A 20,267-nucleotide genomic window follows, 5' to 3' on the forward strand; every position below is an offset into this window, starting at 1 on the left:
GGGGCGCGACAGGGGGCCGGTGCTCAGCCGGTTTTCGCCTCGAGCGCCGTGCGGCGGGCCGTCACGTCCTCGGGGTCGTCGCCGAACACCAGCAGCTGCACCGTGCTCTGCCGGACCGGGTTGTCGGTGCGGGTGGTGTCGTGCCCGGAGGTGACCAGCAGTCCGCCGGCGGCGAGCGCGGGCGTCAGGTCCGCGAGCAGCTGCGCCATCGGCGCGGCGACCGCGAGCTTGACCGACTCGGCGTACCCGGCGAGCGCGTCGGGACGGGCCGATTCCAGTGCCAGCAAGGGGATCGAGCCGCCGGTGATCCGGAAGTTGAGGTCCAGCATCACCAACCGGCCGTCACCCGTCTGCGCGCAGTCGAGGCTGCACATGCCCCGGTAGCCCACGTCCGCGGCGCGCTGGGTGATCGCCAGGCACTCCGCGAGCAGGTCCGCGGGCAGCGGCGTGACGTCGCCGAACAGGCCGCCGACGTAGATCCCGCTCCCGTCGACGCGCTGCTCGGTCACGGCCAGCAGCCTGGCCACCGCGTCCGGGCCCACGTAGAGCTGGATGCCCCAGTTGCGCCGGATGTGCAGGTACTCCTCGATCACGAACTCGCCGAGCAGGTCGGCGAACGCGGGCAGGGCGATCGGATCGCCCGCCTGGTGCAGGTACACGTCGAGGCTGGCGCCGTGCGCGTCGTCCGTCGCGGCCTTGAGCACCCACGACTTCTCGGCCGGCGCGGCGTCGGCCAGGTCGGCGCGCGACACGACGCTGCGCCGGGCCTGGAAGCGCGGGTCGACGAACGTGCTGATGCTCGCCTTGTTGTTCAGGTAGCCGACCAGCCGCGCCGTTTTGACCGCGCGCTCGTCCGGGCACAGCGCGGTGGGCTGCGGGTACTCCATCGAGAGCAGCAGACCGTCGGCCATCGCCTCGGCCACCCGCGCCGTGAAACCGGCCTCGCTGTCGAAGGCGCGCAGGTCCGCGCCCACCGGCAGGCCGCCGTCGTGGAACCGCGCCAGCAGTTCCGGGTCCGTTCCGCCCGCGCTACAGATCAACGTCGTGTCGCCGGCGATCGCGATCGGTCGCGCGGAGAGCGCGTCGCGGGTGGTGCGGTGCCGCGCCGTCGGCACGGCGGGCTCCTGGGCCGGGCGCGCGCACACGGCGACGTCGGAGGCGTACACGTCGGTGAGCGAGCGGGGAGCGTGGACGGCGGGCGGCAGCGGGGTGGAAAGGCTGATGGGGATCCTCCGTGCGGGGTGAGTCGGGTCGGCCGCACCCGGTGGTGAGGACGGAGAGAGCAGCGTGCACCGCGCGGCGCGGAGCGCACCGGGAAGCGGCGGAACGGGCCTGGTCGCGGACGCGCCGAGCCGGGCCGGGATCGGTGGCCGCGCGCGGAAGGTCGCGGAACCACGGGTGAGGACGGCCCGAACCCGGGCCGTGTGACACCACACTCTCACGTTTTCCCGAACTCACCAACCGGCGGCACGGACGTCGATCTTGGGGGCGCCGTCCACTGTGGACCGATTTCGGTCGGAACGGGTGCGTCGAGGCCTCTTTCCCATTCCAAGATATAGCAGGGTGGGGCACTTGCGGCAAGGCCCCGGTGCCGGTCCAGAATTCCGTTCCTGGTTCCGGGAAGGGGAATTGTCGATGCGGGTGTTGCTGTCCACGATCGGGTCGCGCGGCGACGTGCAGCCGGTGCTGGCCCTGGCCTGCCGGCTGGCCGCGCTCGGTCGGGAGGTCCGGGTGTGCGCACCGCCGGACTTCCGCGCGTGGGTCGAGGACCAGGGGATCCCGTTCGTCCCGCTGGGTCCGCGGGTGCGCCCGACCGCGAAGGCCGGCCCGCCGGTCGCGCCCTCGCCGGAGATGATGCGGCGGATCGCGGAGGCGACCGTGGCGACGCAGTTCGAGGTGTTGCCGGCGGCCGCCGAGGGGTGCGACGTGGTGATCGCGGCGGGCGCGTTGCAAATAGCGTTGCGGTCGATCGCCGAACTGCGCGGAATTCGCTACCACTACGCCGCCTATTGCCCGATTTCCTTGCCGTCACCGCACCACGCGCCGCCCGCGTGGCGGGGCGAGGGGCCGAATGCCGACGCCGAGGACAACACCGAACTCTGGGCTCGGGACGCGCGGCGGTGGCGCGATTCGTGGGGCGTGGCGCTCGACGCCCACCGGACCGCGCTGGGTCTGCCTCCGGTGCCCGACGTGCGCGGCCACATCGTCACCGACCGGCCGTGGCTCGCCGCCGACCCCGTGCTGGCGCCCTGGCCGGGCGCCGCGGACCTCGACGTGGTGCCCACCGGCGCGTGGCTGCTGCCCGACGGACGACCGCTGCCCCCGGAGGTGGAGGCGTTCCTCGACGCGGGCGAACCACCCGTCTACTTCGGCTTCGGCAGCATCCGCACCCCGTCGGGCCTCGGCGAGGCGATGCTGCACGCGGCCCGCGCCCACGGCCGCCGCGCGATCGTGTCCCGGGGGTGGGCGGACCTGGTCGCGCCGGAGGACCCCGACTGCCTGTCGCTGGGTGAGGTGAACCACCCGGCGCTGTTCCGCCGGGTCGCGGCCGTCGTGCACCACGGCGGTGCCGGCACCACCACCGCCGCCACCCGGGCGGGCGCGCCCCAGGTCGTCGTGCCGCAGCACTACGACCAGCACTACTTCGCCCGCCGGGTCCACGACCTGGGCCTGGGCGCGGCCCACCCGGCCATCCCGCCGACCGCCGACTCCCTCTCCGAGGCCCTCGCCCACGCCCTCGCCCCGAGGACGGCCGCCACCGCCGAGCGGGTCGCGGGCACGATCCGCGGCGACGGCACCGACGTCGCGGCCCGCCTGCTCGACGCCGCCGACCGCGGCTGAACGGCCCGGACCTGCGCCGCGGGCTCGGGTGGTTCGACCGAGGGTCGGCTCGTGTCGGACCGGTGCGGCCGGCGCGGTGATCACCACCGCGCCGGCCCGGTGGTCAGGACCGGTCGCGGCGCAGCGGGAGGCCTGCCAGGAGGCGGTCGCGCAGTGCCTCGTCGTCCACCCGGCCCTCGTCGTCGAGCACCTCGGGCACCAGCACGTCGGCCGGCACGCCCTCGGCGGGCTCGACCTTCGCCGCGCCCAGGTACTCGGCCGGGTCGGTGGCGTACGGCGGCAGGTCGAGGTGACCCGCCAGCGTGCCGCCGACCAGGTCCGGGTAGCACTCGTCGGTCCACTTCTGCGCCGCGGCGCGCAGGTCGCCGTGGAAGACCAGGTACTTGTCGGTGTTCTGGCCGAACACGACGTCCGCCGTCGTGTTGCCGGTGACGACGATCTTCGGGTCGCAGGTGAGGTGGACGCCGGACACCGTCAGGTTCCCCAGCACCACCAACGCCGCCGAGCCGTCGTCCTCGTCGTAGATACCGCCCGACACCGTCAGATCGCCGTCCACGACGTAGCCGATGTCCCGTTCGGGCGTCTCCTCGTCCCACGGGTGGTCCTCCGCCGTGAACAACGGGAAGTTCCCGTCCACGACGGCGTTCCCGGTGTGCAGGACGTACTCGCCCTCGTACAGGCTCTCCCAGGTCGACCGGGGCAGGCCGCGCCGCTCGAACAGCTCGGTCGCCTCGTCCCATGTGATGTTTCGCGTGCTCACGCCGGCACCGTATCCCGGAGCACCGACAACGGGAGGGGTGTGGGTCACAGGGGAGGCGGGATGACCGGGGTGCGTGGCAGTGTTCTGGGGAACGGGTGCCCGAACACGGGTACCGACCACAGTGCAGGAGGGAGCCGGCAGATGGGCGCGGTGACCGAGAAGGCCGTCCTCGCGGGCGGGTGTTTCTGGGGCATGCAGGACCTGTTCCGGCGGCACCCCGGCGTCGTCTCCACCCGGGTCGGCTACACGGGTGGCCACGTCGCGAACGCGACCTACCGCAACCACGCGGGGCACGCCGAGGCCATCGAGATCGTGTTCGACCCGGAGCTGTTGGGCTACCGGCAGATCCTGGAGTTCTTCTTCCAGATCCACGACCCGACGACCGTCGACCGCCAGGGCAACGACATCGGCGACAGCTACCGCTCGGCGATCTTCTACGAGACCGACGAGCAGAAGCGGGTCGCCGAGGCGACCATCGCCGACGTCGACGCGTCCGGCAGGTGGCCGGCTCGGGTCGTCACGCAGGTGACGCAGGCGGCCGAGTTCTGGCAGGCCGAGCCGGAGCACCAGGACTACCTGGAGCGCTACCCGAACGGCTACACGTGCCACTACGTGCGGCCGGAGTGGCAGCTCGGCGAGCGCTGAGCGCCGGTGCCGTCGAGGGGGACGCGCGCGTCCCCCTCGGACCGCGGCTCGGCGCGCGACGAAGTCCGCGATCAGCGGTTGGGCGAGCGCGGTCGGGAGGTTGTGGTCGACCGCGCCGACCTGGGTCACCGACGCGGTGACACCCCGAGCCGCGAGCCGGTCCCGACGGTGAACAGCGCGACCGGCACCCGCGGCGTCCACCCCGCGCGACTGCCGTCCGACGCGGCGCGCAGCGCGTCCGGCGGCTGGAGCAGCAGGTCCCGGGCCGGGCGGCGTGGTGCAGCCCGTCGAACAACCCTTCCACCATCGCGTCGTACGGCGCGGTGAACGCCGTCGCCGGGTCCGGGTACAGGTGGCGCACCCGGTTGGCGGCGACCAGGTGGTACGCGGTGGAGAGGGTGGCCGGGCGCGGTGCGACCCGGCCCGCGAGCGCCTCCGGGAACGGGGTGCCGAACAGGTCGTGCACGCCGCTGACGCCCGCGACCGCGCCGAGGGCGGACCGCCGGTCGACGCCCTCCTGGAGCGCGCGGCCCAGCGCGAACGCCGCCGGGCCGCCCTGGGAGAACCCGGTGCTGAACACCCGTCGCGCGGGTGTCCGGCCGAGCCGGGCGGTGATGACGGTATCGGCGGCGCGCAGCAGGTCCACCGCCGACGCGGTCTCCGCCGGCAGGTCGCGGTACGGGTGCGTGCCCTCCCCGGTGCGCAGCCCCGGGTAGTCCGGCGCGACGACCGCGTTGCCCGCCGCCGCGAACGCGATCGGCGCGATCCGCCGCGTGTCCGGACCGACTGAGCCCGCCTCGTACCGCGCGGCGATCGTGCCGTGGGCGAACGCGACGGTGCGCGGTGTCGTGGCCCGGCGGGGCAGCGCGAGCGCGCCGCTCGCCCGGACCGGCCGCCCGTCCGCGCCCACCGTGCGGTACTCGAGGCGGTAGGCGTCGACGCCGTACCGCGCCATCCGGGTGTCGACCCCGGCACCGGCGAGCAGCGTGCCGACCTCCGCGCGGGACAGCGCGGTGATCACCGCCGAGGACCGCACCGCGCCCCGTCCGGTGTCCGCGTGGGCGGGAGTGGCGACCGACAGCGTCACGATGATCGACGCGAGGAGCGGTAAGCGGATTCAGGGTGGCAGCGCCAGGAAAGCGGCGTCGGGTCGGGCCATGGTGCGGGCCCGAGCACCGGTCGGGGGACGGTGGCCGAGCGGGTCGGCGCGAGGGCGAGTGCGCCGGCGTCGAGCACGACCGGGTCGACGCCGACCCCGAGCGGCGGCACGAAGTGCGCGGCGTCGCCCAGGAGCGTCGCGGTGGGCGGGTGCTCCCGGGTGTGCGGCGCGGACAGGGCGAAAGGCGGTCCACATACGGGCCGTCGTTGGTGGTGATCAGCCGGAACAGACCCGCGACCACTCCGCGCACTCGGTCGGCGGGTGCGCCCGGATGCCCTCGGGCCGCATCCCGGCCGCCGCGAGCCGGGCGGCGGATCACCTACACGCGCAGGTGACCGCCGCCGGCGCGCCGCGCGAACCCGGGAGGACGCGCCGTCCGCGCCGATCACCAGGTCCGCGGTCGCGGTCGTCCCGTCGGCGAAGGTCGACGCCCGCGGCCCACCGAGACCAGAGCGTGCCTCCCACCGGACTGTGCCCGGCGCGAGCGAGCGGAGCGGCAGGTCGCGGTGTCACCTTCGGCCGGCACGTGGTGCGCGAGCAGCCGACCCGCGTCCCACCCGCGCCACTCCTGCCCCTCGGGCCGGGCGAAGAACTCCGCCGGCGCGCCCGCCTCGCGCAACGCGGCCCGGAGTCGCGGCCCGATGACCGGGCACGGCACCTTCTCGGCCGCCGTCCGGCCCCGAACCTCAGACGCTGCGGGGCCGCCAGCCGGCGGGCGGGTCCTCACCGACCCGGCCGTCCACGGCCTCGCGGATCAGGTCGGCGTGTCCGGTGTGCCGGCCGTACTCCTCGATCAGGTCGCACACCAGGCGGCGCAGGCTCGGGTGCCGGCCCTCGCCGTCGGACAGGTGCGCGGGCTGGTCGAGCCCGCCCTCGGCCACCGCACGGGCCAACCGTGCCCGGGAGCGGGCGATCGAGGTGTCCCACTGGGCGTAGAGCTGCTCCGGGGTGTCGGCGGCGGCCGAGGTGAACGACCACGTCCGGAGTTCGGCCCGGTCCACGGCGGCCCACGGCGGCCCGATCGGGGTGCCGTCGAGCTTCACGCTGAACATCAGGTCCTCGGCGAACGCCAGGTGCTTGAGCAGGCCGCCCAGCGTCAGCGTCGACGCGCCCACGCGGGTGCTCAACCCGGCCGCGTCCAACTCGTCGGCCTTCCACCGGAACGTGGTGCGCAACCGGTCGAGCGCGCCCAGCAGGTGTTCCGCCTCGGTGCCCGCGAGCGGTGGCTCCCACGGGTAGTCGTCATCCGTCATGCGGGTCACCGTAACGCCGACCACCGACACTCGCGGTCAGCCGGCGCGCCGGGACCGCTCCACGGCGGCGAAACCGTAGTCCAGCATGGCGTTCTCGTAACCGCGCACGGCGTCCGACAAGGACTCGCCGCTCGTCAGCCCGCGGCACAGGGTGGCGGCGTCGCGCAGCGCGACGGCCGCGCCGATCCCGGCCGGCACCATCGTGTGCGCGGCGTCGCCCATCAGCGTCACCGGGACGGTGTCCCACCGGGGCGGTCGACGGGCCGAGCGGATCGTGGTGGCGTACAAGGAGTTCGGCTCGCTCAACCGCACCAGGCCCGCGAGCGGGGCAGGCCAGTCGGCGACCAGGTCGGCCGCGGTGTCCCGCAGGCTCGACTGGTCCAACGCGGCCAGGTCGGCCGGGAACCGGGACCGCGGCGCGCCGATCACCCACATCAGGTAGTCCTCGCCACCGGACCGGTACTCGTGCGCCGCCAACGGCATGAACCGCCCGTCGTCGCCCGCGACCGCGCAGAACCCGTCCAGCGCGGCGGCCGGCACCAGCGGCCGTGAGCGCTCGGTCAGCGGGGTCCGGCCGAAGATCGTGGCCTGCCCGGTGTCCTCGACCACCGCGTGCGGCAGGAGTTGGCCGCGCACGGGGGAGTACGTGCCGTCCGCGCCCACCAGCAGGTCCGCGTCGGTGACCGCGCCGTCGGCGAAGAACGTCCGCACCCGACCGTCCGGGAGCAGCTCGTAGCGCTCGAACGACGCGCCGTCGCGCAGCTCGAGCCCTTCCAGCAGCAGGCGGCGCAACGTGCCGCGGTCCACGGTGCGGTGGTGCCCGGTCTCGTCGGTCTCGGCCGACTCGGGCACCAGGATCTCGTGCACCACCTCCAGACCGGGGGACAGGATCCGGACTCCCGTGCCGCGCTTGCCGGACGTGGCCACGACCTGCTCGTAGCGGTCGGGGGACAGGCACTCGCGCAACGCCAGGTCGCCCTCGGGCTCCAGGTGGACGCGGTAGCCCTGGGCCGGCCGGTCGGCGCGGTCCCGCTCGTACAGCTCGACGGTGATCCCGGCGCGGGTCAGGCCCTGGGCGAGCAGGGGCCCGGCCAACCCGGCGCCCACGATGACAACCTTCATGCTGGAAAAGCTATCTGAAAACAGACGATCTGTCATCGGTCATAATGGCCCGGTGGACGACTCCGACGACCGGCTCGGCGCGCAACTCGGCGGGCAGCTGTACCTGGCGCACCGCTACGCCCGCGCCGCGACCAACCGCGCGCTCCAGACCCACCGGCTCGAACTGCGCCACCTGGGCGTGCTGACCTGCCTGGCCGACGCCGGCCCGCTCAGCCAGCGCGCGCTGGTCGACCGGCTCCAGATGGACAAGTCCTCGATGGTCTACCTGATCGACGAGCTGGAACGGCGCGGTCTGGCCGACCGCCGCAAGGACGAGCGGGACCGCCGCAGCCACGCCGTGCACATCACGCCGGCCGGCCGCGACCGCCTGGCCGCCGCGACGACCACCACCGAGGAGGTGATGACCGACCTGTTCGCGCCGCTCTCACCCGCCGAACGGCGTCAGCTGCACGACCTGCTGGCCCGGTTCATCGACCACGCCGCGGGTCGGGACTGACCGGCTCCGCGCCGATGTCGCGCAGGTCCCGCCGCCGCGTCTCGCCGGAGGACAGGAACGCGATCACCGTGCACGCGAGCGCCGCGCACAGCAGCAGCGCCACCGGCACCGTCGACGGGAACCGCTGGAGCAGCGCCACGCCGGCGATCGGCACGACGGACCCGCCGACGACGGTCGCCGACTGGTAGCCCAGCGACGCGCCGGTGTAGCGGACCGCGCTCGGGAACAGCTCGGCGAAGAACGCCGCCTGCGACCCGGTGAGCAGGCCGTGCAGGGTCAACCCGACCGCGACGACGGTCACCACCGAGCCGAACCGGCCGTCGTCCACCAGCGGCAGGCCGACCAGCGCCCACCCGGCGATCAGCACGGCGAGCACCAGCGAGCACGGCCGCCGGCCGACCCGGTCCGACAGCAGGCCGCCCAGCGGGATCGCCACGACCTGGCACACCGAGGCGATGGTGATCGCGGGCAGCACCGCGTTCTTCGGCAGGTGCACGACCTGGGTCAGGTAGGAGATCAGGAAGATGCTGAACGTGTAGTAGGTCGCCTTCTCGCCGACGTTGGCCAGCGCCGCGATCACCACCGCCCCGAGGTGCCGGCGCAGCACCACCGCGATCGGCGCGCGGGCGGGCGCGGACCCGCGCGCGGCCAGGAACAGCGGCGACTCCTCCACCGCGTGCCGCAACCACACCCCGAGGCCGACCAGCACCGCGGACAGCAGGAACGGGATCCGCCACCCCCACGCGAGGAACTCCTCGTCGGTCACGCCGAGTCCCAGCAGCGCCAGCACCCCGGTCGCGATCAGGTTCCCCAGCGGCCCACCGGTTTGCGGCCAACTGCTCCAGAACCCGCGCCGCGCCGCCGAACCGTGCTCGGCCACCAGCAGCACCGCGCCACCCCACTCACCGCCCAGCGCCAACCCCTGAACCAGCCGCAGCACGGTGAGCAGCACCGGCGCGGCGACCCCGATGGCGGCGTAGGAGGGGACCAGCCCGATCGCCACCGTCGCGCCGCCCATCACGACCAGGCTCAGCGACAACGTCCGCCGCCTGCCGACCCGGTCGCCCAGGTGCCCGAACACCACCCCGCCCAACGGTCGCGCGAGGAAGCCGACGGCGTAGGTCAGCAGGGCCAGCAGCACGCCGGTGAGCGGGTCGCCGACCGGGAAGAACACCTTGTCGAACACCAGCGCGGCGGCGGTGCCGTAGAGGAAGAAGTCGTAGTTCTCTTCGCCCGGTCGGCGGACCTGGCTCGACTTCTGCGGCCAACCCATCTGAGCTGCTGGTTTGTTCTCGTTCGATCCGGTTGCATCTGGGTGCGTCGGGATGTCTGACGGCCTGTGCACGGCCTGGAAGATGATCACAGTCGGCCTCTGGCTCCACTGTGGATGATGGGTCGGGGGCGGGTTGGAGTCCGGACCGGGGAGAGGAAGACAGGGGTGCAGTCCTCTCCGGTGAAGAAGGCAGGGGCCAGCGATGCCCTAGGCGCCGGACTGGGGAACACGGGGGTTGGCTCGGGCTTGGGCCGGTGGTGAGCAGCGGCGCGGTTGACGTGAGCAATCGCGATGTTGTCGAGTTCGTAGATACCCCAGAGCGCTACCTGTCCGGGCTGCCTGGTCCGCGTTCCCCGCATTGCCGCCTCGCTTTCAGGCTGTCGACATCGGTTCCGTTGGGTCCCGCGGGCTTTTCGCCCCCGTTCCCCCGGCCCCTGCCGCAGTTAGCACCGGGACGGCGGTGTCAAGGGTGGCCGTAGGCCATCGCGCAGCGACGCGAAGCGCCCTTGATGCCGTTGGCCCGGTGTTAAACAATCCCAGGGCCTTCGCGGGGACAGCCTGCGTTTGCCGTTCGTGCGGGCTGGGTGCCAGCCAAGGGAGTAGTGGTGGCCCGTCGGAATCGGACACCGTCAGTTCGATTCCGAGACTGTCATGCACCGAATGAAAACCCAGGTGTAGGGTGGAAAAATACCAGGTCAGGAAGTGTGTTCCCCGCGCACGCGGGGGTGGTCCCTCGACGGCGGGCTCCACCTGGTCCTGCTCGACGGTGTTCCCCGCGCACGCGGGGGTGGTCCGCTCTTGTGGTCCCCGACCGGCGGGTGGAGCTAGTGTTCCCCGCGCACGCGGGGGTGGTCCCGCGTGGTGCCACGGCGGTGCGATGTGGAGCGTGTGTTCCCCGCGCACGCGGGGGTGGTCCCGCGACCGGGCAGCCGTGCTGCCGACGCTGGCGTGTTCCCCGCGCACGCGGGGGTGGTCCGCAGCGGCGGCTGGAGCGCGAGACCCGCGAGTTGTGTTCCCCGCGCACGCGGGGGTGGTCCGGTGGAGGCCGACGAAGAGCGCTGGATCGCCGGGTGTTCCCCGCGCACGCGGGGGTGGTCCGTCGGGTTCCCCGACCCGGCCGACCGGCGCGGAGTGTTCCCCGCGCACGCGGGGGTGGTCCCTTCGCCCCCGATTTCCCGGGCTGCTGGAGTGGTGTGTTCCCCGCGCACGCGGGGGTGGTCCCGGCGAGTGGGGACTGCTGCACCGGCTCGACGCGTGTTCCCCGCGCACGCGGGGGTGGTCCGACGTTCTACTTCGTGTTGATGGTGGTGATGGCGTGTTCCCCGCGCACAGCGGGGGTGGTCCCCAGGGGACGTGATCCTCCTTCGCGACCGTGACGTGTTCCCCGCGCACGCGGGGGTAGTCCCGTGGAGTGGACGACCACGTACGGCGTCTCCTTGTGGTCCCCGCGCATGCGGGGTGGTCCGTACCTCCGGCACCTGGGCCTCACGCTGTGTCTCTGGGCGGAGAATCCATCAGCTGGTGAGTCGTTGATGTGCGCGTCGCCGCCCGACCGGGTGCGGCGGCTCCGCGCGCGGTCGCCGGGCGGAGCGGAGCGGGAGCTCGGCGTGCCGCGATGCGGGGGGCCGGCGCAACGCGAGCCAGGCGGGTGTTGCGCGGCGCCGCAGGCGGCGCGCCTTGATCTCATAAAGCTGAATTCTTCAACGACTCGTTCGTCACTGATGGCCTGCGGTACGGCTCGCTACGCTCGGCGGCGGGTGTACGCGAGAGAGGGACGACGTGACGGATGAGCATGTGGTGGTCATCTCGACCACCGACAGCGCGGAGCGGGCTGCTGAGTTGGCCAAGGCCATCGTGGGGGCTCGGCTTGCGGCGTGTGTGCAGATCAGCAGCCCGATCCGGAGTGTCTACCGGTGGGACGGCGCTGTTCAGGATGACCAGGAGTGGCAACTGTGGATCAAGTCGGCTCGGGATCGGCTTGAGGAGTTGACGGCGTTCATCAAGGCGAACCACTCGTACGACACACCCGAGGTGGTCGCGCTGCCGATCCTCGGCGGGAACCCGGACTACCTGCGGTGGATCACCGAGGAGACGCGGGCCGACTCGGGGAACTAGTGGAGGGCGGTCGCGATCTGGTTGCGCAACGCGCGTTCCGGGCCGCCTTTCACGGTGGGCAGGGTTGAGGCCAGGGTGAGAAGGCGGGTCTTGGCCAAGCTCGCCTCTGTCCGCACGGCCAGCCGGCCCGATTTGGTCGCCAGTTCACCCGCACGGTCGTAGTCCTGAGTGGACGCCGCGGAGGTCGCCAGGTCCGCGAGGATGAGGGCGCGGACCTTGTTGTCCCTGGGGGACAAGGAATCCAGCAGCGATGAGGCGACCTCGTCGGCTTCCCGGTGCTGCAACGTGGTGTAGGTCGACACGGCCAGGCTCCCCAAGCGGCTCGCGGAGAAGAAGCTCGTCCACGGGCGTTCGGTCCGCGGCTGGGCGAAGTCGAACGTGGTCATGGCTCGCTCGATCGAGCGGAGCGCGCCCGTGTCGTCGCCGAGTCGGGCGAGTTCTTCGGCTTGGCGGGCTGCGATCCACGAACGCGTTGCGGGAGCGGACGATCCAGGAACCAGGTCGTGTGCCTGCTGGAGGAGTTTCGCGGCTGGTCCGGTGTCGTTGCGCGACGACGCGAGGTAACTCCAGTACCCCAGCGCACACGCGGCAAGTGCGCCGTCGTCCACGGCCTTGGCGATTTTGAGGGTTTCGCGCCACGCGTTCGCGGCCTCGTTGCCCCTGCCGGTGTCGAACAGCACCCAGCCCGTCAGGACCTTGGTTTCTCCTAGGGACACCGCCAGGTCACGGCGCGCGGTCTCCGACCTGACGTTCTTGAGCAGTGAGTGCAAGGTGCGGTCGTGGCTCTCCAGCGAGTCTAGGAGTTGGCTCGCGGGCACGGTTTCCTCGGTCTGGAACAGGTCGGCGGTGCGGTCCTGCATGAGGCGGACCGTCGCGTCGTCCACCGGGCGGTCCCGGTCCACCGAGTCCTGTAGGCGCTGCCACGGTGAGTTGGTGATGAGGTCGACGCTCGCGGCGGTGGCTGCGATTCCTGCCGCCCTGAGCAAATCTCGGCGTCGCACTTCCTGTCCTTCCGCTGTCGTGTCGATGTCGGCGGGGGTTTCGGGCTCCGAGGTTTCCGCGGGCACCACTTCCGGCCACGTGAACCACAGGAGGTGTCGGGGGATCTTCATCGCCTCGGCCCACGGGAGGAGCTTCGCCAGATCGGTCACCGCGACTGCGGAACGCTCGACTCGGCTCAACTGCCCCTGGCTGAGGCCGATCCACCGGCCTAGGTCGACCTGCTTCACCTCCGGGTCGTGCGCCCTTCGGTAGGCGCGCATCACCCGGCCGATGTGGCGTTCCCGCAATGCCTGCACCAGTGCCGGCTGCGACCAGAACTCGTCGTCGTTGAGTGGAGCGTCCGACATTCATATCCCCCGATGAGTCGGCCAATACATATGAGTGTACCTGCTAAGCAATTCGCTGACCAGCACGTATGCGCGGGGCACATACGTGCAGACCACAGCGTTGCGGCGTATGCGCGCTGTTCCGACAGGGATGCCGCCTGGTGGCCGAATCTATACGTGGCAGACCGGCCACAAACGGAAAGGGCGTTGGATGGCAACCACGGCGGGCCAGGGCTCCGGAGACGCGGAGCGGCCTTCCGTGTCGCCGCCGGAGACGGACGGGTCCGAACAGTACGGATGGGTCTACACCGATCGTGACTCGGTCGTCCTGTCGGTTCCGGGCGAGCGTGACTTGAAGTTCTCGGGAGATGACGCACGAGTCGTCGGGGAACTTCTCATCAAAAACGCGAGCGACACAGACCAGTGGACCAAGTCGCACAAGGGCGACACTGACAAAACGGGGAAATGACATGGCGATTCCAGGTGGGCACAGGTTTCCGATTACGTTCGACGAGTTGTTCCCGGACGGCTTCTTCGTGCTGAGCGTGGAGCGCGCCTCGGAGTACTCCGAGGGGAAGTCGCCCCGACCGGCCGTCGACAAGGTCACCGGGCTGCCGGTGTGGACGATCCAGGGAACGGACCCGTCGGCTCGTGGCAAGAACACCGGTCAGGTGGTGAAGATTGCCGCGGAGCACCAGCCGATTCCGCCGGAGACGTTGGCGGGGACGCCGTTCCGACCGGCGGTGTTCCGTGGACTGAAGGTCACGCCGTACGTGCGTGACGGGTGGATCGCGTACACGATCTGGGCGGAGGAGATGGTGTCGCCCCAGCAGGCGGCAGGGCGCGGCGGGAAGACGTCGGCAGGTCCCGCTTCGGCGGCGGCCTAGTGGTGGCCGGGACCGTGCGGGCCATGTTCACCCTCGGGCCTGACCCGAAGGTTGAGGTGATCGGGTGGCCGGACTCGGGCAGCCACGCGTTGCGGCTGAACCTGGGCGACGGTCAACAGGTCGTTCTGGGGCCGGAGGACGGTCCGGACGGCGCGGCGGAACTGGCGGACTACCTGGTGGCGGTCGCCCACCAGTGCGCACTCCTGGCCGCGGTGTTGGACCCGCACACCGGGCGGCACGGGCTGCGGGCCGTGTCCTGGCCGGGACACCCCGAGGACTCGGGGGAAGACCTTGGCGAGTCGGGGCCGGGGAGGTTGCCCGGATGAGCGTGATGACGTTCGACCTGTCCGGTATCCGAGGGGCAGGCTCGCTTGCCGGAAGTCCGGCGACCCGGTGGTACTCGGTGGAGGTGTTCATCGAGGTGGTGGAGGAGCTGATCACGGGTCCGGTCTTCCCTCGTCGCATCTCCGAACTGGCGTTGCAGTTGTTCCGGCACCGGCACTCGGTGCGCTACGTGGTCGAAGATCTGGCGGCCATCGGACACCTGGAGGTGGTCACCGGCCCGGTGCGCTGTGACGGGAAACCTTCGTGGAAGGCGTACCGGATGACGCCGGACGGTCGCGACAGGTACTGGCCCGAGGTGGTCGCGTGGAGGGCACGATGACCGGTGCCGATCGCGGCGCGCTCGTCCGTGCCTGGAATGCACTGAACCAGGCGCTCACGCTCCAAGAGGCACGCGACGCGCTGGAGCGGCTACAGCCCCGGCCTGACGCGGGAGCCGAGTTGTGGATCGGCTATCACGTGCGTGCGGCGAAGGTCTACCGCCGCGTTGCGCGGACGGACCGGTATCACCACCACGAAGCGTTGGCGTTCGCGCAGGTTGAGGAGAACTCGGCGGAGAAGCTGAAACCGCAGTAGGCGGTCCTTCGAAAGTCCTCATTGGACATATCGGTGAACCTGGCCGATGTGGTGATGACGCACGTCTCTACAACTGAACAGCTCCGTGCCGGTTGGTGTGGATCGCGGAGGGACGGAACCAAGTCTTGGCGGGCTCTGGCTGTCTCTCCGCGATCCACCCGACTGGCATGTCATCCACTTTGTTGCGACACAAGGGATTCCAGTCATGTCAAGGGTATCTGTGCACGGGGGGCGTGCGTCAAGTCGGCACGTTGGCCCGTCTGAGTGGAAATCGTTCCGCGCCCGTCCGGGGTGGCTACCGGCGCAAGCGTCCGGGGGTGCTGCCTGATGGGGCGGTGGGTTGATCCGGCGCCGTTCGAGGGCGGGCGTCCCCGGCTGCCGTGGTGGGTTCTGGTGCCCGGCAGGCTGAAGTGGTTGGCCGCGCTGCTGGTTCTGGTGTGGTTCCTGGTCGTCGGCTGCGTGCGTCTGGTGCTCGTCGTCGTCCGCTATCCGCTGGTCACGATGGCCCCGTTGGTGACGGCCTGGTGCTCGTTGAGCTTCGGCCTGGGACCACTGATGGTGGCGGGGTTGTCAGCCTCGGGAGTGCTCGTGCTGTGGGCGGGTTACGACCGGCCGTCGTTCCTGCGGCACGGCTGGTATCGGCTGGTGACGGAGTTCCGGCGGGCGACGGTGTACGTGCCCCGGTGGCGGATGGTCATGAGGTTGGCCGACCTGACCAAGGAGGGTGGCGGGCGCGAGTACCGACCGACCCTTCGTCGGGTGCGGTCCGAGGGGTGGCGGGACCGGGTCCGGGTGCGGATGGTGCCGGCCCAGTCCCCGGAGGAGTGGGAGCTGCGGCGGGAAGGGTTGGCGCACTCCTTCGGCGCGCAGTCGTGCCGGGTCCGGGTGGTGCGGCCTCGGGTGATCGAACTCGACTTCGTGCACTCCGATCCGCTGGCGCGTGTGCTGCGGGTACCGGCGTTGAGCGACGACGCGGACTCGGTGGACCTGAGGCGGGTTGTCGTCGGCCGCACGGAGACCGGTCGACCGTGGCGGATTCGCTTGCAGGGGAACCAGGTTCTCGGTGTCGGGGTGCAGGGGTCCGGGAAGGCCTCGGTGTTGTGGTCGATCGTCTGGCATCTCGCGCCCGCGGTGAAGGCTGGGATGGTGCGGTTGGTCGGCATCGACCCCAAGGGCGGGATGGAACTCGGGCAGTGCCCGGACGCGTTCGCACGGGTCGTGTACGACAACGGCCCCGACGCGGTCGAGTTGCTGGAGGAGTTGGCGGCTGAGGTAAGGGAGCGTGCCGCGCGCTACCGGGGTGTCCGCCGGTTGTGGGCGCGGTCCAACGGTGAGCCGTTCACGGTCCTCGTGGTGGACGAACTGGCCGACCTGGTGGCCTACCAGCAGGACAGGCAGCTCCGGGAACGGGCGGCGCGGGCGGTGCAGACGATCACCTCCCAGGGTCGCGCACCCGGGTTCTGTGTAGTCGGATTGGTTCAGGACCCGCGCAAGGAGGTCGTGGGATTCCGACACCTGTTCGGCACGCGGGTTGCCTTGCGACTGGACGAGACGACGCAGGTGGACATGGTCCTCGGCGACGGCGCCCGTGCCCGTGGTGCCGCCGCGCATGAGATCAGTGAGCAGACCCCGGGCGTGGCGTGGGTGAAGACGGACGGCAAGGCACAGCCCGAACGCGTCCGCGCGTTCCACGTGACCGATCAGGATCTCGTGGAGCTAGGCGTGTTCCTCACCGCCGGTGACGCCACCGTGCACGCCTTCCCGACCCGTCCTGACGGTGACGCGAGCGGAGGTGCCGCGGCGTGAACGAGTCCACTATGGATTTACAGGAAAATGTTGGTGTCACTGAAGTTCCGACGGTTCCGCTGGACGTGGCGGGCATGAACTCCGCGGAACGGGCGCGGATGCCGTTGAGCCTGGACGTGGTCAAGGCGGCGGCCGAGCAGCACGGGGTGTGCACGCGGCCGGTCATGCGTGAGGTCGTGGACCTGGACAGCGGCGAGGTTCGGATCGTCGGGATCCGTTGCAACGCAACACAAGCGTCCAAGTGCCCGGCCTGCGCGGACCGCAACCGCAAGTCACGCATGGCCCAGTGCCGAGAAGGCTGGCACCTCGACCACGAACCCGTGGCCGAGCGGCACGCGCCCACCGCCGATCAGGTCGCCCTGGTGACCTACCGGTCGGACCTGACGGCGGAGTACCGGCGGGCACAGGCAGAAGGCGCGGAGGACCAGATCGAGGACCTGAGGGAGGGCATCCGGGACGCGGACACCGACCTGCGTGGTGAAGGAGTCCGCGGGAACCTCCCCGCGGTGGAACGCCCCAACCGCCGAGCCGCCACCCGTTCCACTCGGCGCCGCCAGGATGCACCCGACCTGCCCCGCCGCAAGGTCGCCAAGCGCACCGTGGGCCGCGAGTTCGCCGGCGGCTACCGCCCGTCCACCTTCGTCACGCTCACCCTCGACACCTACGGCAAGGTCCGGTCGGATGGCGCTCCCGTCGCCCCCGACACCTACGACTACCGGCGGGCTGCCCGCGATGCCGTGCACTTCGCCTCCCTGGTCGATAGGTGGTGGCAGAACCTGCGCCGTGTCGTGGGCTTCGACGCCCAGTACTTCGGGACCGTGGAGCCGCAACGCCGGATCACCCCGCACGCGCACTTCGCAGTACGCGGCTCGATCCCGCACAAGGTCGTCCGACAGGTGACGGCCGCGACCTACCTCCAGGTGTGGTGGCCCGACCATGACCGGCCGACCTACGGCGGTGCCCGGATGCCGGTGTGGAACATGGGCACCAAGGGTTTCGTGGACCCCGACACCAACGCGCCGCTCACCTTGTGGGCCGACGCGATCGCCGGGTTGGACGCTCCCGCCCACACGGCCCGGTTCGGGGCACAGGTCCACTCGAAGGGCATCCTGGGCGGCACCGAGGAGTCCGGGCGGCACATCGGCTACCTCACCAAGTACCTGACCAAGTCCATCACCGAAGTAGTCGACGCCGACGCCTCACCCCGCTTGGCCGACCACGCCGAACGGCTCGCGGCGGAGCTCGCGGTCACGCCCTGCTCGGACCGGTGCGCGGTGTGGCTGCTCTACGGCGTCCAACCCAGGGGCGCCACCTCCCGGACCACGCCGGGCCACTGCAAGGGCAAGGCCCACCGCCGAGACACCCTCGGCCTGCCAGGAAGACGCGTCCTGGTCTCGCGGCGCTGGTCGGGGAAGACGCTCGCGGAGCACAAGACCGACCGCGCCGCGTTCGTCCGCGAAGCCCTCGCTGCCGCCGGGATCGCCAAGCCCGACACCGACCGCGCCCGACTGGAGTGGAACCCGGTCCGACCCGGCGACCCGCACACGCCCAGTCGGACCGAGCTGTTGATGCACATGATCGCGCAACGCCTTGCGTGGAGAGCCGAGTACGACCGGGCGCAAGCGGTGTTACGACCGGCGCCCGATGTTTCAGCAACTCCGTCCGCGGCGGCCTGACGAGGGGAATCAGGGGGAGACATGACCGACCGGCCACGACACGTCACGGTGGAAGTCCTCTGGACCCCGGAAGACCTCTCGACCTTCCTCGGGATCCCGGAGAAGACCCTCACCGACTGGCGATACCGGGGAAAGGGCCCTGCTTACAAACGCCTCGGAAAGCACATCCGGTACCGCCCGGAGGATGTCCACGACTGGTTGGACGAACTCGGTAACGCTGCCTGAGTGCAAATAGCCACCTGAACGCTGCAATGAAGGGGTCATCGGTATGGCTGGACACGTGGAAGACCGTTGGTACCGGGACAGCTTCGAGTCGGACACCGGGAAACCCGTGCTCAACGCGAAGGGTAAGCCGGTGCAGGAGAAGACTGACCTGCACGGCAAGGGGATGCGCTACCGAGTCAGGTACTACAACGCTGAAGGGAAGGAGCGTAGCAGGAGCTTTCCGGACAGGAATTTGGAGAAGGCGAAAGCGTTTCTCACCAAGATGCAGCATGACGTCTTGGCAGGCGTTTTTGTGGACCCTACGGCGGGGGATGAGACGTTCCGGTCCCACACCGAGAAGTGGCGTCGGGGACAGTCGCAGGATGTCAGCACGAAGCAGACTGTGGACAGTCGGCTCAACGCTCAGGTCTACCCATTTCTTGGGGACAAGCCGCTACGCGTGGTGGAGAAGCCCGACACCATTCGTGAGTGGTTGGAATGGATGCGCAGCAAGGGGACGAAGACGTCCTACCGATCGCAGATATTCGATCTCGTCGCTGCCATTGTCCAGGCGGCAAGAGACGAGGACAAGATCCGGAGCAACCCGTTCAACGCCAAGAGCATCAAGAAGCCGAAAGCCGACTTTCAGAAGATCGTGCCATGGCAAGAGTGCAGAGTGCACGCTCTCATGGCGGCGCTGCCTGGCAACTACAAGATCATAGTCCCGCTCGGCGCGGGCACCGCGTTGCGGCAAATGGAGATCTTCGGACTCGGTCCGGACGACCTGGATGCGGAAAACATGGAGCTGCACGTGGTCCGACAGATCCGCTGGATCGGAGGTCAGGCGGTATTTGCGCCACCCAAAGGAGGTAAGAATCGGGTGGTCCCTCTTGCCTCCGGCGTGTTGCGCCAGGTGCAGGAATACCAAGAGAACTACGAGCCGGTCGAATTGACGCTGCCTTGGTTGGAGCCAGGGGGTGACCTGCTGACGGCGCGGGTATTGGTCAACTTCAAGGATCAAGGACTCACCCGGCTGGGCCGACCACGCGAACGTCAAGTCTGGCGTGGAGGCAACTTCACCAGCGAGATCTGGCAGCCCGCGTTCACCGCAGCAGGGCTGACCTATCGCGGGCGACTCGACGGAATGCACGCCATGCGTCACTTCTGTGCGTCCTACTGGCTCGCGCACGGTGTGTCCATCAAAGAAGTGGCCGAGTACTTGGGCCACCACGACCCCGGCTACACCCTGCGCATCTACACCCACCTCGTCCCCTCCAGCCATCGGAGGGCTCGCCTCGCCATCGACAACGTGTTCACTCCTCGTGCAGGCAGTCCGGACGCGGACGACTCCTCGGCGGCCTGACCTCGGCGCGGTTCATCTCGCACGGCCTGTGTACGGCCTGGCAAGATCAGAATCGGAGAAAATACAGGTCAGGGCGTTGACGGTGAAGATGTCGTAGAACTCGACCGTCGTGCCGGCCACGCTCGCGGCGAGCACCCGGGCGAAGGGGCCTCGCGACCGTGGCGTGGTCGCCGCATCCGCGGACATCGCGTCTCCAGGGTTCGATCACCGAACCGGTCTGGTCACGCAACGTAGGGCGGATCGCGACGCACCGTCAAGACCGGAACGCGCCGCGGGGCCCGGGGTGGGGGGGGGGCGGCACGCGGCGCGGGGGGGGGGTGGGCGGGGGGGGGTGGGGGCCAGGCCCCGGCCCCGCGCCGGGCCCGCCGGGGGCCCCCCCCGCCGGCGCCCCCCCCCCCGACAACACCGCAGGAGCCTGGCC

The 20,267-nt window shown here is 70.7% G+C and carries 18 protein-coding genes and 1 CRISPR repeat array; of the genes, 12 read left to right on the top strand and 6 right to left on the bottom strand.

Annotated features, from left to right (window positions below):
• Positions 1 to 23 precede the first annotated feature (23 nt).
• Entirely contained in the window at positions 24 to 1,166 is a 1,143-nt protein-coding gene (locus AB0G50_RS09995; protein WP_360104638.1) for a hypothetical protein, read from the bottom strand.
• A 469-nt stretch (positions 1,167 to 1,635) separates the two neighbouring features.
• Between AB0G50_RS09995 and AB0G50_RS10000 the strand changes: the two genes are divergently transcribed.
• Entirely contained in the window at positions 1,636 to 2,841 is a 1,206-nt protein-coding gene (locus AB0G50_RS10000) for a glycosyltransferase (RefSeq protein WP_360104641.1), read from the top strand.
• A 103-nt stretch (positions 2,842 to 2,944) separates the two neighbouring features.
• On the opposite strand, the gene AB0G50_RS10005 is transcribed toward AB0G50_RS10000, so the two are convergent.
• Complete coding sequence (locus tag AB0G50_RS10005) at positions 2,945 to 3,601, bottom strand: hypothetical protein (RefSeq protein ID WP_360104643.1); 657 nt, start codon at positions 3,599 to 3,601, stop codon at positions 2,945 to 2,947.
• A gap of 141 nt (positions 3,602 to 3,742) precedes the next feature.
• Here AB0G50_RS10005 and msrA point away from each other — a divergent pair, with 141 nt between their 5' ends.
• A complete protein-coding gene (gene msrA, locus AB0G50_RS10010) occupies positions 3,743 to 4,246 on the top strand; it encodes a peptide-methionine (S)-S-oxide reductase MsrA (protein ID WP_360104646.1) in 504 nt (167 codons plus the stop codon).
• A 1,845-nt stretch (positions 4,247 to 6,091) separates the two neighbouring features.
• On the opposite strand, the gene AB0G50_RS10015 is transcribed toward msrA, so the two are convergent.
• Positions 6,092 to 6,658, bottom strand: a complete 567-nt coding sequence (locus tag AB0G50_RS10015) for a DUF664 domain-containing protein (RefSeq protein ID WP_360104649.1) — start codon at positions 6,656 to 6,658, stop codon at positions 6,092 to 6,094.
• Positions 6,659 to 6,694: 36 nt separating this feature from the next.
• Positions 6,695 to 7,780 (bottom strand): FAD-dependent monooxygenase, encoded by a 1,086-nt coding sequence (locus tag AB0G50_RS10020; RefSeq protein WP_360104652.1) that lies wholly within the window; start codon positions 7,778 to 7,780, stop codon positions 6,695 to 6,697.
• 52 nt (positions 7,781 to 7,832) lie between these two features.
• Between AB0G50_RS10020 and AB0G50_RS10025 the strand changes: the two genes are divergently transcribed.
• Positions 7,833 to 8,276 (top strand): MarR family transcriptional regulator, encoded by a 444-nt coding sequence (locus AB0G50_RS10025; protein WP_360104655.1) that lies wholly within the window; start codon positions 7,833 to 7,835, stop codon positions 8,274 to 8,276.
• Here the strand turns inward: AB0G50_RS10025 and AB0G50_RS10030 are convergent.
• Complete coding sequence (locus AB0G50_RS10030; protein ID WP_360104658.1) at positions 8,248 to 9,549, bottom strand: MFS transporter; 1,302 nt, start codon at positions 9,547 to 9,549, stop codon at positions 8,248 to 8,250. The two genes, AB0G50_RS10025 and AB0G50_RS10030, sit on opposite strands and share 29 nt — an antisense overlap.
• A gap of 704 nt (positions 9,550 to 10,253) precedes the next feature.
• Positions 10,254 to 11,015: direct repeats of the CRISPR family, unit length 28 nt; unit sequence GTGTTCCCCGCGCACGCGGGGGTGGTCC.
• A gap of 313 nt (positions 11,016 to 11,328) precedes the next feature.
• On the opposite strand from AB0G50_RS10030, the gene cutA reads away from it, so the two are divergent.
• Positions 11,329 to 11,664, top strand: coding sequence for a divalent-cation tolerance protein CutA (gene cutA, locus AB0G50_RS10035; protein ID WP_360104661.1), 336 nt, complete (start codon positions 11,329 to 11,331; stop codon positions 11,662 to 11,664).
• Here cutA and AB0G50_RS10040 read toward each other — a convergent pair.
• Entirely contained in the window at positions 11,661 to 13,013 is a 1,353-nt protein-coding gene (locus AB0G50_RS10040; protein ID WP_360104664.1) for a hypothetical protein, read from the bottom strand. The genes cutA and AB0G50_RS10040 overlap by 4 nt on opposite strands.
• Positions 13,014 to 13,462: 449 nt before the next feature.
• Here AB0G50_RS10040 and AB0G50_RS10045 point away from each other — a divergent pair, with 449 nt between their 5' ends.
• The 8 genes from AB0G50_RS10045 to AB0G50_RS10080 all read left to right on the top strand — a co-directional run bounded on the left by AB0G50_RS10045 (position 13,463) and on the right by AB0G50_RS10080 (position 19,846).
• Positions 13,463 to 13,879: a hypothetical protein gene (locus AB0G50_RS10045; protein ID WP_360104667.1), complete on the top strand. Its 417-nt coding sequence runs from the start codon at positions 13,463 to 13,465 to the stop codon at positions 13,877 to 13,879.
• 23 nt (positions 13,880 to 13,902) lie between these two features.
• Positions 13,903 to 14,205: a hypothetical protein gene (locus tag AB0G50_RS10050; protein WP_360104670.1), complete on the top strand. Its 303-nt coding sequence runs from the start codon at positions 13,903 to 13,905 to the stop codon at positions 14,203 to 14,205.
• Entirely contained in the window at positions 14,202 to 14,543 is a 342-nt protein-coding gene (locus tag AB0G50_RS10055; RefSeq protein WP_360104673.1) for a hypothetical protein, read from the top strand. The genes AB0G50_RS10050 and AB0G50_RS10055 overlap by 4 nt, the downstream gene beginning before the upstream one ends.
• Positions 14,528 to 14,797 carry an AMED_5909 family protein gene (locus tag AB0G50_RS10060; RefSeq protein ID WP_360104676.1) on the top strand — a complete coding sequence of 90 codons (270 nt, stop codon included), beginning with the start codon at positions 14,528 to 14,530 and terminating at the stop codon, positions 14,795 to 14,797. Before AB0G50_RS10055 ends, AB0G50_RS10060 begins: the two co-directional genes overlap by 16 nt.
• A 327-nt stretch (positions 14,798 to 15,124) precedes the next feature.
• Entirely contained in the window at positions 15,125 to 16,603 is a 1,479-nt protein-coding gene (locus AB0G50_RS10065) for an FtsK/SpoIIIE domain-containing protein (RefSeq protein ID WP_360104679.1), read from the top strand.
• A gap of 74 nt (positions 16,604 to 16,677) precedes the next feature.
• Positions 16,678 to 18,279, top strand: coding sequence for a replication initiator (locus AB0G50_RS10070; RefSeq protein WP_360104682.1), 1,602 nt, complete (start codon positions 16,678 to 16,680; stop codon positions 18,277 to 18,279).
• Between the two features lie 21 nt (positions 18,280 to 18,300).
• Positions 18,301 to 18,504 (top strand): helix-turn-helix domain-containing protein, encoded by a 204-nt coding sequence (locus tag AB0G50_RS10075; RefSeq protein WP_360104685.1) that lies wholly within the window; start codon positions 18,301 to 18,303, stop codon positions 18,502 to 18,504.
• 43 nt (positions 18,505 to 18,547) lie between these two features.
• Positions 18,548 to 19,846 (top strand): site-specific integrase, encoded by a 1,299-nt coding sequence (locus AB0G50_RS10080; protein WP_360104688.1) that lies wholly within the window; start codon positions 18,548 to 18,550, stop codon positions 19,844 to 19,846.
• The last annotated feature ends 421 nt before the right edge of the window (positions 19,847 to 20,267 follow it).

Source organism: Actinosynnema sp. NPDC020468 (assembly GCF_040642015.1).
Lineage (GTDB): Bacteria > Actinomycetota > Actinomycetes > Mycobacteriales > Pseudonocardiaceae > Actinosynnema.

Bases quoted from the DNA above. Each gene is read 5' to 3' on its own strand.
- AB0G50_RS10080 (WP_360104688.1), top strand. From the start codon at position 18,548: ATGGCTGGACACGTGGAAGACCGTTGGTACCGGGACAGCTTCGAGTCG.
- AB0G50_RS10070 (WP_360104682.1), top strand. From the start codon at position 16,678: ATGAACTCCGCGGAACGGGCGCGGATGCCGTTGAGCCTGGACGTGGTC.
- AB0G50_RS10045 (WP_360104667.1), top strand. From the start codon at position 13,463: ATGGCGATTCCAGGTGGGCACAGGTTTCCGATTACGTTCGACGAGTTG.
- AB0G50_RS10000 (WP_360104641.1), top strand. From the start codon at position 1,636: ATGCGGGTGTTGCTGTCCACGATCGGGTCGCGCGGCGACGTGCAGCCG.
- AB0G50_RS10075 (WP_360104685.1), top strand. From the start codon at position 18,301: ATGACCGACCGGCCACGACACGTCACGGTGGAAGTCCTCTGGACCCCG.
- AB0G50_RS10030 (WP_360104658.1), bottom strand. From the start codon at position 9,549: ATGGGTTGGCCGCAGAAGTCGAGCCAGGTCCGCCGACCGGGCGAAGAG.
- AB0G50_RS10055 (WP_360104673.1), top strand. From the start codon at position 14,202: ATGAGCGTGATGACGTTCGACCTGTCCGGTATCCGAGGGGCAGGCTCG.
- msrA (WP_360104646.1), top strand. From the start codon at position 3,743: ATGGGCGCGGTGACCGAGAAGGCCGTCCTCGCGGGCGGGTGTTTCTGG.
- AB0G50_RS10020 (WP_360104652.1), bottom strand. From the start codon at position 7,780: ATGAAGGTTGTCATCGTGGGCGCCGGGTTGGCCGGGCCCCTGCTCGCC.
- AB0G50_RS10050 (WP_360104670.1), top strand. From the start codon at position 13,903: ATGTTCACCCTCGGGCCTGACCCGAAGGTTGAGGTGATCGGGTGGCCG.
- AB0G50_RS10065 (WP_360104679.1), top strand. From the start codon at position 15,125: ATGGGGCGGTGGGTTGATCCGGCGCCGTTCGAGGGCGGGCGTCCCCGG.
- AB0G50_RS10040 (WP_360104664.1), bottom strand. From the start codon at position 13,013: ATGTCGGACGCTCCACTCAACGACGACGAGTTCTGGTCGCAGCCGGCA.
- AB0G50_RS10015 (WP_360104649.1), bottom strand. From the start codon at position 6,658: ATGACGGATGACGACTACCCGTGGGAGCCACCGCTCGCGGGCACCGAG.